The organism is Pseudomonas sp. NFIX49 (genome assembly GCF_900115915.1).
Taxonomy (GTDB): Bacteria; Pseudomonadota; Gammaproteobacteria; order Pseudomonadales; family Pseudomonadaceae; genus Aquipseudomonas; species Aquipseudomonas pharyngis.
Window position 1 is genome coordinate 36,392 of record NZ_FOYE01000008.1, and the last position, 14,518, is coordinate 50,909.

Consider the following 14,518-nt stretch of genomic DNA (forward strand, 5'->3'; position numbering starts at 1 on the left):
GGGAAAAATTGACTAGGCCGCCGTAGGCGCTTCCTCATCCCGACGATGCGCCAGCTGATACAACGCCGGCAGGATCAGCAGCGTGAGAATGGTCGAGGACAGAATTCCACCAATCACCACCGTTGCCAGCGGTCGCTGCACCTCGGCCCCGGTGCCGGTCGCCAGGGCCATCGGAATGAAGCCCAGGGACGCCACCAGCGCCGTCATCAACACCGGGCGCAATCGCGTCAGCGCACCTTCGTGAATCGCTTCGGACAGCGAGCGCCCTTCCTCCCGCAAGTTGCGGATAAACGCGATCATCACCAGCCCGTTGAGCACCGCCACGCCGGACAGCGCGATAAACCCGACACCCGCCGAGATCGACAGCGGAATATCCCGCAGCCACAACGCCATGACCCCGCCGGTCAGCGCAAACGGAATCCCGGTGAACACCAGCAAGCCGTCCTTGAGGTTGTTGAACATCATGAACAGCAACCCGAACACCAGCAGCAACGCCACCGGCACCACGATCTGCAAGCGCTTGGCCGCCGATTGCAGTTGCTCGAACTGCCCGCCCCAGGTGGTCCAGTAACCTGCCGGCACCTGCACGTCGCGCTCGATCGCATCGCCCGCCTCGGCGACAAAAGAACCGATGTCGCGCCCACGCACGTTGGCGCTGACGATCACCAGGCGCTTGCCGTTCTCGCGGCTGACCTGATTCGGCCCCAGCACCAGATCGAGGCTGGCAACGTCCTTCAGCGCAATGAAGCCAATCTGACTGGAAGCATCACCACCCGCCGCCGGCACCGGAATCAGCAGTGCCGACAACCCGTCGATGTCCTTGCGCATGGCGTCGGACAAGCGCACCACCATGTCGAATCGACGGTCCCCCTCATACAGAGTGCCGGCCTTCTGCCCACCGACGGCCACCGCAATGGTGTCCTGCACATCGCCGACGTTGAGCCCGTAACGCGCGGCCTTGTCGCGGTCGATATTGATGGTCAGCACCGGCAGACCGCTGGTTTGCTCGACCTTGACCTCGGACGCGCCGTTGACCTTCTGCATCGCGACGGCAATCTTCGCCGCCGTGGCGTTGAGCACGTCCATGTCATCACCGAACACCTTGACCGCCACGTCGCTGCGCACGCCGGAGATCAGCTCGTTGAAGCGCAACTGGATCGGCTGCGACAGTTCATAGTTACTGCCCGGCAGCGTTGCCGCGGCTTGTTGCAGCTCGGCCATCAGGGTTTCGCGGGACTTGCCCGGCTCCGGCCATTGCTCTTTGGGCTTGAGCATTACGTAGCTGTCGGAGATGTTCGGCGGCATCGGGTCAGAGGCGATTTCCGCAGTACCGGTACGGGCGAACACGCGTTCAACCTCGGGCACTTTGGCCAGGATCAACGTTTCCAGCCGCTGCTGCATGTCCACCGATTGCGTCAGGCTGGTGCCCGGCACGCGCAACGCCTGCAAGGCAAAATCGCCCTCGCTGAGACTCGGCACAAACTCGCTGCCCATGCGGCTGGTGACCACGCCACTGAGCACAATCACAGCCAACGCCGCGCCGACCGCCATCGTCCGATGGGACATGACCCAGTTCAGCGTCGGCGCATAAACGCGACGCGCGCCGCGCATCACCACGCCCTCCTCTTCCTTGACCTTGCCGGTCACGAACAGCGCAATCGCCGCCGGCACAAAAGTCACGGACAACAGCATGGCGCCAAGCAACGCGATGACTACGGTAAACGCCATCGGGTGGAACATTTTCCCCTCGACGCCGCTCAGGGCGAAGATCGGCAGGTACACCACCATGATGATCAACTGGCCGAAAATCAGCGGTCGCCGCGCCTCTTTCGCTGCTGCAAACACTTCATGGAAACGTTCGGATCGCGTCAGCAGACGCCCGTGATGCTGCTGCGCATGGGCCAGTCGTCGCAGCGTATTTTCGACGATCACCACCGCACCATCGACGATGATGCCGAAGTCCAGCGCGCCGAGGCTCATCAGGTTGGCGCTGACCTTGTTGCTGAACATGCCGGTGAAGGTGAACAACATCGACAGCGGAATCACCATCGCCGTGATCAGCGCAGCGCGGATATTGCCGAGGAACAGAAACAGGATTGCGATCACCAGAATCGCGCCTTCGACGAGGTTCTTCTTCACCGTGGCGATGGCCTTGTCGACCAGATGCGTGCGGTCGTACACCGGCACCGCGATCACGCCGGCGGGCAACGACTTGTTGATCTGTTCGAGCTTCGCGGCGACGGCCTGGGAGACCGTGCGGCTGTTTTCACCGATCAACATGAACACCGTGCCAAGCACCACTTCCAGGCCATTTTCCGTGGCGGCGCCGCTGCGCAGTTCGCGGCCGATGTCCACGGTGGCGACGTTCTTGATCCGGATCGGCGTGCCGTCGACGTTGGCCATGACGATGTTGGCGATGTCCTCGGTGCTCGCTACCTGGCCCGGCGCGCGAATCAGCAATTGCTCGCCGCTGCGCTCGATGTACCCGGCGCCGACGTTGGCGTTGTTGCGCTCCAGCGCCGTCACCAGATCGGTGAGGGTCAGTTTGTAGGCCGCGAGTTTTTTCGGATCGGGCGCGATCTGATATTCCTTGGCAAAACCGCCGATGGTGTTGATCTCCGCCACGCCGGGGACGTTGCGCAGTTGCGGCTTGATGATCCAGTCCTGAATCACCCGCAAGTCGGTCGGCGTGTAGGGCGTACCGTCGTCCTTCAGTGCGCCTTCCTTGGTCTCGACCGTCCACAAAAAGATCTCGCCGAGCCCGGTGGAGATCGGCCCCATCACCGCTTCCACGCCCTCGGGCAACTGCTCCTTGGCGGACTGCAATCGTTCGTTGACCAATTGCCGGGCAAAGAACAGATCGGTGCCTTCCTTGAAGATCACCGTGACCTGGGACAACCCCGAACGCGACAGCGAGCGGGTCTGCTCCAGCGCTGGCAAACCGGCCATCGCGGTTTCAATCGGGAACGTAATGCGCTGCTCGGTTTCCAGTGGCGAGAATCCCGCTGCACCGGTGTTGATCTGCACCTGGACGTTGGTGATGTCGGGCACGGCGTCGATCGGCAGTTTCTGATAACTGGCGATGCCGAGGCCGGCCATGAGCAGAACGGCGAGCAGCACGATGATGCGCTGCTCGATGGCAAACTGGATCAGGCGTTCGAACATGGGAGTCTTCCGCGATTAATGACTGTGCTCGGCCGAGGCTTTGCCCAGCTCCGATTTGAGGACGAAGCTGCCGGTACTGGCGACTTGCACGCCCGGTTCCAGTCCGGCGATGACTTCCGCCTGGCCTGCCGCGCGACTGCCCAGCTCCACTGCTTGCGCCTTGAAGCCGTTGTCGGTGCGCACAAACACCGTGGGCTTGTCCTCGACGGTCTGGATTGCGGTTTCCGGTACGGCGACTTTGGCCTGGCGGCTGTCGGTGGCGACCAGCGCGGTGACAAACAGGCCCGGGCGCCAGGAGCCTTGCGGGTTTTCCAGGGTGACGCGCACGGTCGCGGTGCGGGTCTGTTCGCCGAGCAGGCTGCCGACGTAGGTCACGGTGCCGCTGACTTCGGCGTTCAATTCCGCCGCACTGACGGTGACGGGTTTGCCCACTTGCACCTTGTTCAAGTCTTTCGGTGACACGCCGAACGTGACCCACACCCGCGACAAATCCGAGAGCGTGAACGCTGCCGTGGTTTCATCGACCACTTCGCCCGGCGTCAGGTGTTTTTCTACCACCACGCCATCGAAAGGCGCGCGCAGTTCATAGCGATTGCCACCAGTGGCGACCACGCTGCCACTGAGCACGCTGATCTTTTGCCGGGCATTGCTCACGGCAATTTCGGCTTCCTCCAGGGCCTGACGTGCCTGGAGGAAATCCTGTTCGGCGGAGATCCTGTCCTGCCACAGTTTCTTCTCGCGTTCGAACGTCGTGCGGGCCAGGGCCAAGCGGCGTTGCGCGGCTGCCTGCTCGCTGCGCTGATCGGAAATCTGCTGACTGGCGATCACCGCCAGCAACTGGCCCTTCTTCACCGACTGCCCAAGATTGACCGACACCGACTCGACCACGCCCGGTACGCGCGGCACCACATGCGCGGTGCGGTCTTCGTCGAAGCGCACTTCGCCGGGGAACGACAGACCGAGGCTGAAGTTCTGCGCCCGGGCGGCGGCCAGTTGAATCCCCGCCGCCGCGATCTGCTCGGCCGTCAGTTCGATGTGCCCTTCTTCGTCGTGCCTGCCGTCAGCGGCGGCGCCTTCTTCGGCATGGTCGGCGTGCTCCGCCGCTTCATCGGCATGCGCATCGACAGACGCATTGCCGCTCCACATCGAGCCGATGCCAATGCCCAGCGCCAAGGTCGCCGCAGCAACCACGATCAGTTTTTTATCCATGGAAACTCCTCTGCGCCAAACCATCGCGCAGTAATCAGAACGTTGAAATTCAAGGGTTGGCGCTGAGGTCGCCGAAGATGCGTTCGATGCGGACCCGGGCGTCGGTCGCCTCGCTCACCGCCTGGATGTATTGGCTGCGAGCGGCGATCAATGTGCGCTGGGCATCGAGCACGTCGAGGAAGCCGAACTTGCCCATTTCGAAACCGCGAGTGGCGTTGTCGACCGCACTTTGCGCGGCGGGCAGGATGGTCCGGTCGAATGCCTGGATTTCGCCGTTGGCGGTCTGCCATTGCGCCAGCGTGGTCTGGATTTCCGTGCGCAAGCGCAGTTCGGTGGCGTTGCGCAGGTCCCGCGCCTGATCGGTACGCCGCGCCGCCGCCAGCACGTTGCCCTGATTGCGGTTGAAAAGCGGAATCGGCATCGACAGCCCGACCACGTTGACCCGCTCGCGCCCGGTTTCGCTGTACTGGCTGCCGATGCTGACGGTGAGATCGGGAATCCGCTGGGACTTTTCCAGCCCCAGCGACGCTTCGCGCTGGTCGATCTGCAACCTGGCCAGCCGCAGCTCCGCGGTCTCGTTCAGACGCTCAAGCAAACGGGTGGGCGGCGGTACGCTGGGCAGACTTTGAGTTGCGGTCTGCACCGTAGTCGACGTCGGCAACGGTGCGCCCATGACCTGCGCCAACTGCTGGTACGCATTGGCCTGATCACGCTCGGCGCGGCTCAATTCCAGGCGCACTTCCGAAAGCTGCACTTGCGCCCGCGTGCCTTCTACCGGCGACGACTTGCCCGCCTCGATCCGCCCCTGAGCCACACGCAAACCGTGCTCGGCGAGTTGCAGCGACTGCCGGGCCAGTTGCAAACGTTGCTGCGCGGTCTGCGCGCCGTTGAACGCTTGAAGCACGTCGGCGCGCAGGACGTTGCGCTTGCGCTCCAGCTCGATGCCGGCGGCATCCTGGGCACGACTCGCCACATCAATCCGCGCGCCGCGCTTGCCGCCCAGCTCGATCGGCTGGCTGAGCATCACCGTGGTGGTGCGTGATTCACGCCGGGTGTCTTCGGCCTCCCACGACACCTCGGGGTTGGGGATCAGCCCGGCCTGCTTGCGGTCACCTTCGGCAATGCCGATTTCCCACTGCGCGGCGGCCAGCTCCGGGTTGCTGGCGAAGGCGGTTTGCAACGCCTGATCCAGCGTCAAAGTCGACGCACTGGCAAGGCTGGTACAAGCCAGCAACAACAGGCCGCTGGCGGTTTTTTTCAGGCGTGAGCGCGCCGTCAGTTCAATTAAACCGGGCAATGGAAGACTTCCTTCAATCAAGAATCGTTGATGGCGCCACGGTAGGGTTTTGAACTTATCGACAAGGTGACGTGAACATTACAAATCCGTTATCCACGGTTAATCGAAGTTGTTTTGCTCTAGGATTCGAAGTTCGAATGGCTTTGTTGCAATACATCGAAACAAATGCACGTTAGTTATCCGCCGAACAGCACTTGCCGAAATGGAAGTCATGGAAAAAGCGCCATTTCGCTGCGACAGGCTGTCGCGGATGGCCGATTTAAAGGGCTCAGGCGTTGACTCTGTAGCCACTACAGCCTTTACGGTACACGCCACTCAGCTCCAAGTCCGTCAGGAAGTCCCTGCAAAAACTGCAACTTCCAGACTCACTTACTTAAATACCCATTCATTAAAAGTGGTGAAACATCATGCGAATCCTTGTCGTCGAGGACGAGCTTAAAGCTGCCGAATACTTGCATCAGGGCCTGACCGAAAGTGGTTATATCGTTGATCACGCGGTCAATGGCGCGGATGGTTTGCACCTGGCGCAACAACAGGTTTATGACCTGATCATTCTCGATGTGAATCTGCCGGAACTCGACGGCTGGAGCGTGCTGGAACAACTGCGTCGCACCCACTCCACCCGGGTGATGATGCTCACCGCACGCGGGCGGCTGGCGGACAAGATCCGGGGTCTGGACCTGGGCGCCGACGATTATCTGGTCAAGCCGTTCGAGTTTCCGGAACTGCTGGCCCGGGTACGCACGTTGATGCGGCGCAGTGAAAATATTCCGGTGCCGCAGGTGCTCAAGGTCGCCGATCTGGAACTCGATCCGGGCCGTCACCGGGCCTTTCGCGGCACCCAGCGCATCGACCTGACCACCAAGGAGTTTGCCCTGCTGCACCTGCTGATGCGCCAGTCCGGCGAAGTGCTGACCCGCACCCAGATCATCTCGCTGGTGTGGGACATGAATTTCGACTGCGACACCAACGTGGTCGAAGTTTCGATCCGTCGCTTGCGGGCGAAGATCGACGACCCGTTCGACAGCAAACTGATCCACACCCTGCGCGGTGTCGGCTATGTGCTGGAGGCGCGGGAATGAAGCCTGCGAGCCTGTCGCTGCGGCTGGGTCTGACGGTCAGCATTCTCGGCGCGCTGCTGGTGGTGTTCCTGGCGATCCTCGCGTATTTCGCCCTGACCCACGAGCTGAACGCGCTATCGCGCGACAGCCTGGAAAAGAAGCTGGAACAGGTCGAGCACAGCCTGACGCTGTACTTCGACACCGGCGAGATCAGCGCCAAGCCGCACATTCTGCTCGATCAGGTCATGGGGCACGACAACCTGACCCTGACTATTTATGACCTGAACAACCTGCGCACCCCGCTGCTCAAGTCCGGTTCGGGTCTGACCGATCCGCGCGTTGAACTGAAGGCGGTACGGGCGACAACCGATCAGTTGACCCACACCGACAGCGCCGATGCCGAAGGTGCGAAGTTTCTCACCGTCTCCAAGCTGATTCGCCTCAAGGACGGCAGCAGCGTACCGGTCCTGCTGTCGATGGATAACGCCCACGATCAGGCCTTGCTCAGTGCTTATTTGCGCTCGACATTGATGGCTTTGCCGTTGCTGCTGGTATTCATCGGCCTGACCGCATGGGGTGCCGTGCAGCGAGGGCTGGCACCGTTGCGCGAGTTTCGCAAAGTGGCGGCGCGAGTGACGACGCAGGATCTCGACCATCGCCTGTCGGTGCTGAACATGCCCCAGGAACTCAGCGAACTGGCGCAGGGCATCAACGTCATGCTCGATCGCCTGGACAGCGGCGTGCAGCAGTTGTCGCAGTTCTCCGATGACCTGGCCCACGAGCTGCGCACGCCGATCAACAACCTGATGGGCAAGGCCCAGGTGACGCTGTCGCGCGAGCGGTCGGTCGAGGAATACACCAACGTTCTGGTGTCCTGCACCGAAGAGCTGGAGCGGGTCGCGCGGATTGTCTCGGACATGCTGTTCCTGGCCCAGGCCAGCCAGCCTGCGGCGCATGCCTCGTTCGAGCCGATTGCGCTGGAAGAAGAGGCGTCCAGGGTGGCTGACCTGTTTTCTCTGACGGCGCAGGACAAACAGATCGACCTGAAAGTCATCGGCAGCGCTCAGGTGTCGGGCGACCGGCTGATGATTCAGCGAGCGATTTCCAATCTGCTGTCCAATGCCCTGCGCCACTGCCCGTCCGGCAAGACCGTTTCGCTGTTCATCGAACAGGCGCCGAACGAGGTGTCATTGCGGGTGAGCAATCCCGGTGCGGGCATCGAAGCGCAGCACCTGCCGTATCTGTTCGACCGTTTTTACCGGGTCGACAGCAGCCGCACCCGGTCACAGGGCAGTACCGGCCTGGGACTGGCCATCGTGCACTCGATCATGACCCTGCATCAGGGCTCTGCGCAGGTTCAAAGCCGACCGGGGGCGATGACGATATTCAGTCTGGTGTTTCCCGTGACGCACCCGGAACGGCACTGAACCTTCAAGCCGATTTGTGCGGTGTTTTCTCAAACCTCATGGGAAAAATCGCCGCACAAGTGCTGCATCCATCCCCGTAAATCCTTCAGCACGAATTTGCGTCGCCCCTGCGCTGAAACGTCTGACAGCGGCAAAAGACAGAACGCCTCAAACCGCTGATTCCTTTCGCGTGGCTCGCCCGTTGCAACGCAGTGCGGCCCCTCAGAAACACGTCCTCGCAGCGTCAATTCACGCTTTATCAGTACGTATTTCGACACCGCTCAAACCCGCGACTGGACACATCCGGACATTTTTGACCCCGCCCTCACCGCCCTTTTAGATTCGGCTCGTGCTTGCAACAGCACTCCCAAACAACAACCAAGGAGCAACATCATGGGCTACATGGGCAGCTGGAACGCAAACCCTATCGATGAACTGGAAGAGCAGGAAGCGCCCTCGCCAGAGCAGATCGAAGCGCTGCAACTGACCGAGGAAGAACAGGCGGAACTCAACGCCGAGTGACAGAACCCGCGGGGGCCTTGCGCCCTCGCGGGCTTTCCAGGAAGGAAATCATGCACAAGACAACGTTGGCCGAGCGTGAGCTCACGGCCGATCAGGCAGAACGGCGTATTCACACCGAACTTTCACGCCTGGGCCTCACACCGCACACCCGCACCCTCGGCAGCAAAGTGGTTGCAGTTCAGGCGAGTCTTCATGGCGGCGACAACCGTCATGCCCGTGGCTCCGGCAAGGGTTATGCGGATCAGGCGCACCTGGGCGCGCTCTATGAAGCGCTCGAGCATTACTGGACGGATGAGCTCTGTACCTACGATGTTCACCACGAAACGGAACGCTATTTCAAAGACACGCCGGTGTTTGCCGATGACTCGCTTCTGCACAGGCTCACTTGCCAGCAAAACGTGCGCATCCCCTGCCGGACCTATGTCTGTCCGCCGTGGCATGACCGGTTTTCCTACCCGGTGGCGCTGACCTCGCCGAACGGCTCACGTTTACCCTCGTCACCGGGCATGGCGGACTACCGTGCCGTGCAGCGCTACGCCAGCAACAGCGGCACCGCCATTGGCGCCACTTACCACGAAGCGATGCTGCACGCCGCCAACGAATGCATCGAGCGCGACGCCGTGTCGTTGTTTCTGCTCGATCATTTTTATTATCAGAACCATCCGCCACTGCGACGGGTGGCGCGTCTCACTGAACGCGACGATCTCGATCGTCTTTGGGCTGATGCCGAACAAGAGATCGACGGCGAAATCGTGCTGGTGGATATCAGCACCGAGTTCAAGACGCGAACCTTTCTGGCCTTCACCACGAAGCCGGGCGCTCACCCACAGGTATTCGGCAGCGGTAGCTCCCTCGACCCGCGGCACGCGGCGTGGCGGGCGCTCACTGAACTGGTGCAGTTGCAACTGAGTGCCGCCGAACCTGAATATCGCCAGACACTGGCCAATGCGCTGCGCAACCTCCAGCCCTTCCCGCGCCTGCTGCGCTGTGCGCAGTTCGATCCGCAGGCGCTGCTGTATCGCTGCGCTCAACACGAGGTGAGACTGCCGGATGCCGCTAAAAACCTGTCGGTGGGCAATCAACTGCACCTGCTGACTCAAGACCTGCGGATTCATGGCCGTACGCTGGGTGCAGCGGTCCTGCAGCGAACCGAGCTCGGCACGACCCTGCTCAACGTGGTGATCCCCGGACTGGAACGCTTCTTCGTGGTGTGCAGCGGTAACGTCGTCATCCCGCAAGCCCGGGGCCGTACTCTGGAGAGGCCCGCCCCATGAGCCGACCCGATCGCAACCGGGAGCTGACACTGGCCCGATCCATGCGCCTTTACCTCAACGAGAACGGCGCTGTTGGCCACTTCCTCGAACCGCGAGGCAGCGGACTGCATCACGTTTTTTTCCTGCGGGTAAACGATGAGCTCTGGGTCGGCCGCAAGCTCCTGCAACGTGACCGGCATTTTCGATGGCAGGCCAGCAGCTCGCTCAAACCCGACATGTTGTTTGGCCCGCATCTGCATTCATTGTGGGGGGATGACGGGTTGTCGATCGGCTATCGGACGGCCTCACCCGCGGAGAAAGCGCAGGTCTTTGAACATGCATTGCATCAGGCTGACAGCGAGATCCTGGTTCCCTTCCCGCTGCTGGATGAGGCGGGCCGGGAAGCGGTCTGCCCGGCAGACTTCTGGCAATGCAACGAATCACTGGCCGAACAGCTGAACACTGACGAGCAGCACTTGCGCGAATACTGCGCCGGGCTGCTCCAGGCCATCACTGAAAAAGGCGCACTGATTTACGACCCGGCCTGTTCGACCGGCGCGTTCATCGCCCACCTCGCCCGCGCCCTGCCCGACTGTCTGTGCCTGGGCACTGACCGTTCGGCCTCGATGATCGAACATGCCAGGCGCTGGCACAGCGGGACATCCGTCGAATTTGACGTGCTGGAGGCGAGTGAAGCTTTCAATTCCGGAATTCGCTGCGATGTCTTGATCCTGCGTTTCCTCAACGCCGAAGTCTTGACCCGCCGTGAGGCCCACGTAGCGTTCGAATCGCTGATCCGCTGCGTCAATCCCGGTGGCACGATCCTCGTCTTCGGTCACACCCCGGTGCTGATTCCGGTCACCTGGCTTGCCTCCATCCATCACCTGAAACTTGAATCCAGTGTCGCGGCACGACCAGGGCAAATCGAGCTGTTCCAGTTCTATCGTCTGACGGTTCCGGCGCCATGAGCTTTTCCCTGCATAGCCGAGGTTATTACCCGACCGGCGACGGCCATCAACTCTATTGGGAACGGCATGGTGTTCCGGGACACGAACCGGTGTTTTTCCTCCATGGCGGGCCCGGCGGACGTATAAGCCGCCACCATTTGCAGTTCTTCGAACCGGGTCGGTTCGACATCATCCTGTTCGACCAACGGGGCTGCGGGCGCTCGACGCCTTACGGCGAACTGCGGGACAACACTACCGGGCTGTGTGTCGAAGACATCGATGCCCTGCGCCAGTATTTCGGCTTCGAAAAAATCAGCGTGCTTGGCGTGTCATGGGGTAGCTGGCTGGCGATCCAGTACCAACAGCGATATCCGCAGCACCTGCTGAAAACCACGCTGGTTTCGGTATTCGTGCCGTTTGCCGCCAATGTCCGGGCCTACGATCAGGCACTCAATGACGGGTTGGCACAATCGCCTCAAACGTCGACCGGCGACCGCGCCAGGGACATCTACCGGATCCTCGGCGAAGGCTGTCCATCGCAGCAACACCGAGCCGCCATCGAATGGTTGAATGCCGTCTTGCGGCGCACAGGCCAGACGATTTGCCGCGCCACTCTAGAGCGCTTCGTCGATGAGGAAGCTGTGCTCGCCATCCGCCTCGAACTGCATTACCACCTGCAAAACTATTTCTTCACGCCAAAGGACGAATACCCGACCCTCGACGACAATACCTTGCTGATCCAGGGCATCCGCGACACCCATGGCATGGCCAGCGTGCGCTGGCTCAGGCAACGCATGAACATCCACTGCCGGCTGCTGCACGCCGGGCACAACGCCTTTGAAAACGCCCTCCTCAAAGCGGTGCGTCGGGCGGTGAAACGTGAAATCGAAAGGTGAGCGTTATATGGCCGTAGGATCTTTTTCCGTTACTGGCCCGTCCCGCCGGGAACACAGAAAGCTCTCTCCAGAATGCCCGTCTCGTCCTACAGCCACACCAGGAAACAAGACGTTATCTTGGGTCACGGTTTACCAAGCGGCTGAGGCCAGAACGGACAATGAAACGTGAAATCTTTTTTGAGCTGGTGAGCAGCTTCGATTCATCGGTGGTCGAGCGACGGAGCAAAGTCATGCAATTTCCCTATATAGCGCGACGTGCAGGTTTGCCCCCCACCTGCACAGAACAAATCCGGGACTTTGCCGGCCCCCTTGATTCTGGCTATATTTGTCCAGAATATGAGGAAAACATGATGATCATCGTTCCGTTGGCCGAAGCCAAAAACAATCTATCCAGACTCGTCGATGAGGCCGCCTCGGGGCAGATCATTACAATTGCCAAACATGGGCGTGCACTCGCTCGTCTGGTTCCTGTCACCAAGTCTCACGGTCCGCGCATAGGTGCGATGAAGGGCAAACTCGTGCTTCCCGAAAACTTCGACGCGCCACTATCGGATGACATGCTCGACGCATTTGAGGGTGGCCAGTCATGAGGGTATTGCTCGACACCCACATTCTGCTCTGGACGCTTTCAGACGATTCCAGACTCTCCGCAAAAGCCAGAAAACTGATTGAGAACGCCACCGAAATCTATATCAGCGCTGCGACCTATTGGGAGATGGCAATCAAGGTCGGGCTCGGTAAGTTGAATGTAGATCTCGAAGAAATAAGGCAATACAGCCTCGACAGCGGCTTTATAGAACTCCCAGTGACCTCAGAACACGCCATTGCCGTAAAGGAGCTTGAACACCACCATCGCGATCCATTCGATCGGCTTATTGTTGCAACCGCCATGATTGAGCCGATGAAGCTGCTAACCGCCGATCCCCTGGTGGCTCAGTACACAGATCTGGCTGTTCTGGTCTGAATCCCGCACAAAGAAAAACGGCACCCGAAGGTGCCGTTCCGTCCCGCAAAAGCGCTTATTTGCGTGCCGCCTCCCACGACTTGAGCAGTTCGTTGTAGCTCACGGTTTCGCCTTTCGGCTTCTCGTTGGCCAGTTTCGGTTTTGGTGCGCCCGGCTGGTCGAACCAGTATTGCGCGTCGCGCTCGGGGTTCATTTTCGGGGCGCACACCGCTTGGGCCTTGGAGCGTTCCAGACGGGTCATGATCGCGTCCTGATCCTTGGCCAGACCGTCGAGGGCCTGTTGCGGGGTCTTCTCGCCGCTGGCGGCTTCGGCGATGTGGCTCCACCACAATTGTGCCAGGCGTGGGTAGTCCGGCACGTTGGTGCCGGTCGGCGTCCATTGCACACGGGCCGGGCTGCGGTAGAACTCGACCAGACCACCGAGTTTCGGTGCCAGATCGGTCATCGCTTGCGAGTTGATGTCCGACTCGCGAATCGGCGTCAGACCGACGATGGTTTTCTTCAGCGACACGGTTTTCGAGGTCACGAACTGCGCGTACAGCCAGGCCGCGAGTTTCTGTTTCTCAGGCGTGGATTTCATGAAGGTCCACGAGCCCACGTCCTGATAACCGAGCTTCATCCCCTCTTCCCAGTACGGCCCGCGTGGCGACGGTGCCATGCGCCATTTCGGCGTGCCGTCGGCGTTGACCACCGGCAGGCCCGGCTTGGTCATGTCGGCGGTGAACGCGGTGTACCAGAAAATCTGCTGGGCGATGTTGCCCTGGGACGGCACCGGGCCGGATTCGGAGAAGGTCATGCCCGCCGCTTCCGGTGGCGCGTACTTCTTCAGCCAGTCGACGTATTTGGTGGTGGCGAACACCGCCGCCGGGCCGTTGGTGTCGCCGCCGCGGGTCACGCTGGAGCCGACCGGGTGGCAATCCTCGACGCGAATCCCCCACTCGTCCACCGGCAAGCCGTTGGGAATGCCCTTGTCGCCGCCACCGGCCATGGAGAACCAGGCATCGGTGAAGCGCCAGCCCAGCGACGGGTCTTTCTTGCCGTAGTCCATGTGCCCGTAAATGCGTTTGCCGTCGATTTCCTTGACGTCTTCGCTGAAGAACTTGGCGATGTCTTCATAGGCCGACCAGTTCACCGGCACGCCCAGTTCATAGCCGTACTTTTCCTTGAACTTGGCTTTCAGGTCGGCGCGTTCGAACCAGTCGGCACGGAACCAGTACAGGTTGGCGAACTGCTGATCGGGCAATTGATAGATCTTGCCGTCCGGCGCAGTGGTGAAGGAGATGCCGATGAAGTCCTTGATGTCGAGGGTCGGCGAGGTGAAGTTCTTGCCTTCGTTGGCCATCAGGTCGGTGATCGATTCGGTCTTGCCGTAGCGAAAGTGCGTACCGATCAGGTCCGAGTCGTTGACCCAGCCGTCGTAGATGTTCTTGTCCGACTGCATCACCGTCTGCATTTTTTCCACGACATCGCCTTCCTGCAGCAGGTCGTGGGTCAGCTTGATGCCGGTGATTTCGCTGAAGGCCTTGGCCAGCACCTTGGATTCATATTCGTGGGTGGTCAGGGTTTCCGAAACCACCTTGATGTCCATCCCGCGAAACGGCTCGGCCGCCTTGATGAACCACTTCAGTTCTTCGAGCTGCTGATCTGCCGTCAGGGTCGACGGTTTGAACTCGCTGCCGATCCATTTTTTTGCGGCATCTTCGTAGGCGTCGGCCCAGGCAGACGCGCTCAAACCGCTGAGTGCCAGCATGGCTGCCAATGAAATGCTATGTCGCAGCTTATTTTTCTTATCGAACAT

General features: G+C 60.7%; 12 protein-coding genes. 8 read left to right on the top strand and 4 right to left on the bottom strand.

The genetic code is table 11. The features are described 5' to 3' along the window. Positions 1-12 precede the first annotated feature (12 nt). From BMZ46_RS22305 to BMZ46_RS22315, 3 genes are read right to left on the bottom strand one after another with little or no spacing between them, the layout of a single operon-like run. Positions 13-3,165 (bottom strand): efflux RND transporter permease subunit, encoded by a 3,153-nt coding sequence (locus BMZ46_RS22305; RefSeq protein WP_074688959.1) that lies wholly within the window; start codon positions 3,163-3,165, stop codon positions 13-15. Positions 3,166-3,180: 15 nt separating this feature from the next. Further along, positions 3,181-4,374 (bottom strand): efflux RND transporter periplasmic adaptor subunit, encoded by a 1,194-nt coding sequence (locus BMZ46_RS22310; RefSeq protein WP_074688961.1) that lies wholly within the window; start codon positions 4,372-4,374, stop codon positions 3,181-3,183. Between the two features lie 49 nt (positions 4,375-4,423). Next, a complete protein-coding gene (locus BMZ46_RS22315) occupies positions 4,424-5,671 on the bottom strand; it encodes a TolC family protein (protein WP_074688964.1) in 1,248 nt (415 codons plus the stop codon). Between the two features lie 407 nt (positions 5,672-6,078). Here BMZ46_RS22315 and BMZ46_RS22320 point away from each other — a divergent pair, with 407 nt between their 5' ends. The 8 genes from BMZ46_RS22320 to BMZ46_RS22350 all read left to right on the top strand — a co-directional run bounded on the left by BMZ46_RS22320 (position 6,079) and on the right by BMZ46_RS22350 (position 12,720). Then, entirely contained in the window at positions 6,079-6,753 is a 675-nt protein-coding gene (locus tag BMZ46_RS22320) for a heavy metal response regulator transcription factor (RefSeq protein ID WP_007951475.1), read from the top strand. Further along, positions 6,750-8,159: a heavy metal sensor histidine kinase gene (locus BMZ46_RS22325; RefSeq protein ID WP_074688966.1), complete on the top strand. Its 1,410-nt coding sequence runs from the start codon at positions 6,750-6,752 to the stop codon at positions 8,157-8,159. The genes BMZ46_RS22320 and BMZ46_RS22325 overlap by 4 nt, the downstream gene beginning before the upstream one ends. Before the next feature lie 372 nt (positions 8,160-8,531). Beyond that, entirely contained in the window at positions 8,532-8,660 is a 129-nt protein-coding gene (locus BMZ46_RS29615) for a hypothetical protein (RefSeq protein WP_256574470.1), read from the top strand. Between the two features lie 50 nt (positions 8,661-8,710). Further along, complete coding sequence (locus BMZ46_RS22330) at positions 8,711-9,934, top strand: YcaO-like family protein (RefSeq protein ID WP_074688968.1); 1,224 nt, start codon at positions 8,711-8,713, stop codon at positions 9,932-9,934. Further along, a complete protein-coding gene (locus BMZ46_RS22335) occupies positions 9,931-10,881 on the top strand; it encodes a class I SAM-dependent methyltransferase (RefSeq protein ID WP_074688970.1) in 951 nt (316 codons plus the stop codon). The genes BMZ46_RS22330 and BMZ46_RS22335 overlap by 4 nt, the downstream gene beginning before the upstream one ends. Next, positions 10,878-11,756, top strand: a complete 879-nt coding sequence (locus BMZ46_RS22340) for an alpha/beta fold hydrolase (protein ID WP_074688972.1) — start codon at positions 10,878-10,880, stop codon at positions 11,754-11,756. Before BMZ46_RS22335 ends, BMZ46_RS22340 begins: the two co-directional genes overlap by 4 nt. A gap of 158 nt (positions 11,757-11,914) precedes the next feature. Beyond that, positions 11,915-12,346, top strand: a complete 432-nt coding sequence (locus tag BMZ46_RS29405; RefSeq protein WP_074688974.1) for a type II toxin-antitoxin system Phd/YefM family antitoxin — start codon at positions 11,915-11,917, stop codon at positions 12,344-12,346. After that, positions 12,343-12,720, top strand: coding sequence for a type II toxin-antitoxin system VapC family toxin (locus BMZ46_RS22350; RefSeq protein WP_039767456.1), 378 nt, complete (start codon positions 12,343-12,345; stop codon positions 12,718-12,720). The genes BMZ46_RS29405 and BMZ46_RS22350 overlap by 4 nt, the downstream gene beginning before the upstream one ends. A 55-nt stretch (positions 12,721-12,775) precedes the next feature. Here BMZ46_RS22350 and BMZ46_RS22355 read toward each other — a convergent pair whose 3' ends face one another. Further along, a complete protein-coding gene (locus tag BMZ46_RS22355; protein ID WP_064380728.1) occupies positions 12,776-14,518 on the bottom strand; it encodes an ABC transporter substrate-binding protein in 1,743 nt (580 codons plus the stop codon).

What these genes read in the sequence shown, in the direction of transcription:
- BMZ46_RS22310 (WP_074688961.1), bottom strand. Translation starts at nt 4,374, where the DNA reads ATGGATAAAAAACTGATCGTGGTTGCTGCGGCGACCTTGGCGCTGGGC.
- BMZ46_RS22335 (WP_074688970.1), top strand. Translation starts at nt 9,931, where the DNA reads ATGAGCCGACCCGATCGCAACCGGGAGCTGACACTGGCCCGATCCATG.
- BMZ46_RS22355 (WP_064380728.1), bottom strand. Translation starts at nt 14,518, where the DNA reads ATGTTCGATAAGAAAAATAAGCTGCGACATAGCATTTCATTGGCAGCC.
- BMZ46_RS22325 (WP_074688966.1), top strand. Translation starts at nt 6,750, where the DNA reads ATGAAGCCTGCGAGCCTGTCGCTGCGGCTGGGTCTGACGGTCAGCATT.
- BMZ46_RS22320 (WP_007951475.1), top strand. Translation starts at nt 6,079, where the DNA reads ATGCGAATCCTTGTCGTCGAGGACGAGCTTAAAGCTGCCGAATACTTG.
- BMZ46_RS22350 (WP_039767456.1), top strand. Translation starts at nt 12,343, where the DNA reads ATGAGGGTATTGCTCGACACCCACATTCTGCTCTGGACGCTTTCAGAC.
- BMZ46_RS29615 (WP_256574470.1), top strand. Translation starts at nt 8,532, where the DNA reads ATGGGCTACATGGGCAGCTGGAACGCAAACCCTATCGATGAACTGGAA.
- BMZ46_RS22340 (WP_074688972.1), top strand. Translation starts at nt 10,878, where the DNA reads ATGAGCTTTTCCCTGCATAGCCGAGGTTATTACCCGACCGGCGACGGC.
- BMZ46_RS29405 (WP_074688974.1), top strand. Translation starts at nt 11,915, where the DNA reads ATGAAACGTGAAATCTTTTTTGAGCTGGTGAGCAGCTTCGATTCATCG.
- BMZ46_RS22305 (WP_074688959.1), bottom strand. Translation starts at nt 3,165, where the DNA reads ATGTTCGAACGCCTGATCCAGTTTGCCATCGAGCAGCGCATCATCGTG.
- BMZ46_RS22330 (WP_074688968.1), top strand. Translation starts at nt 8,711, where the DNA reads ATGCACAAGACAACGTTGGCCGAGCGTGAGCTCACGGCCGATCAGGCA.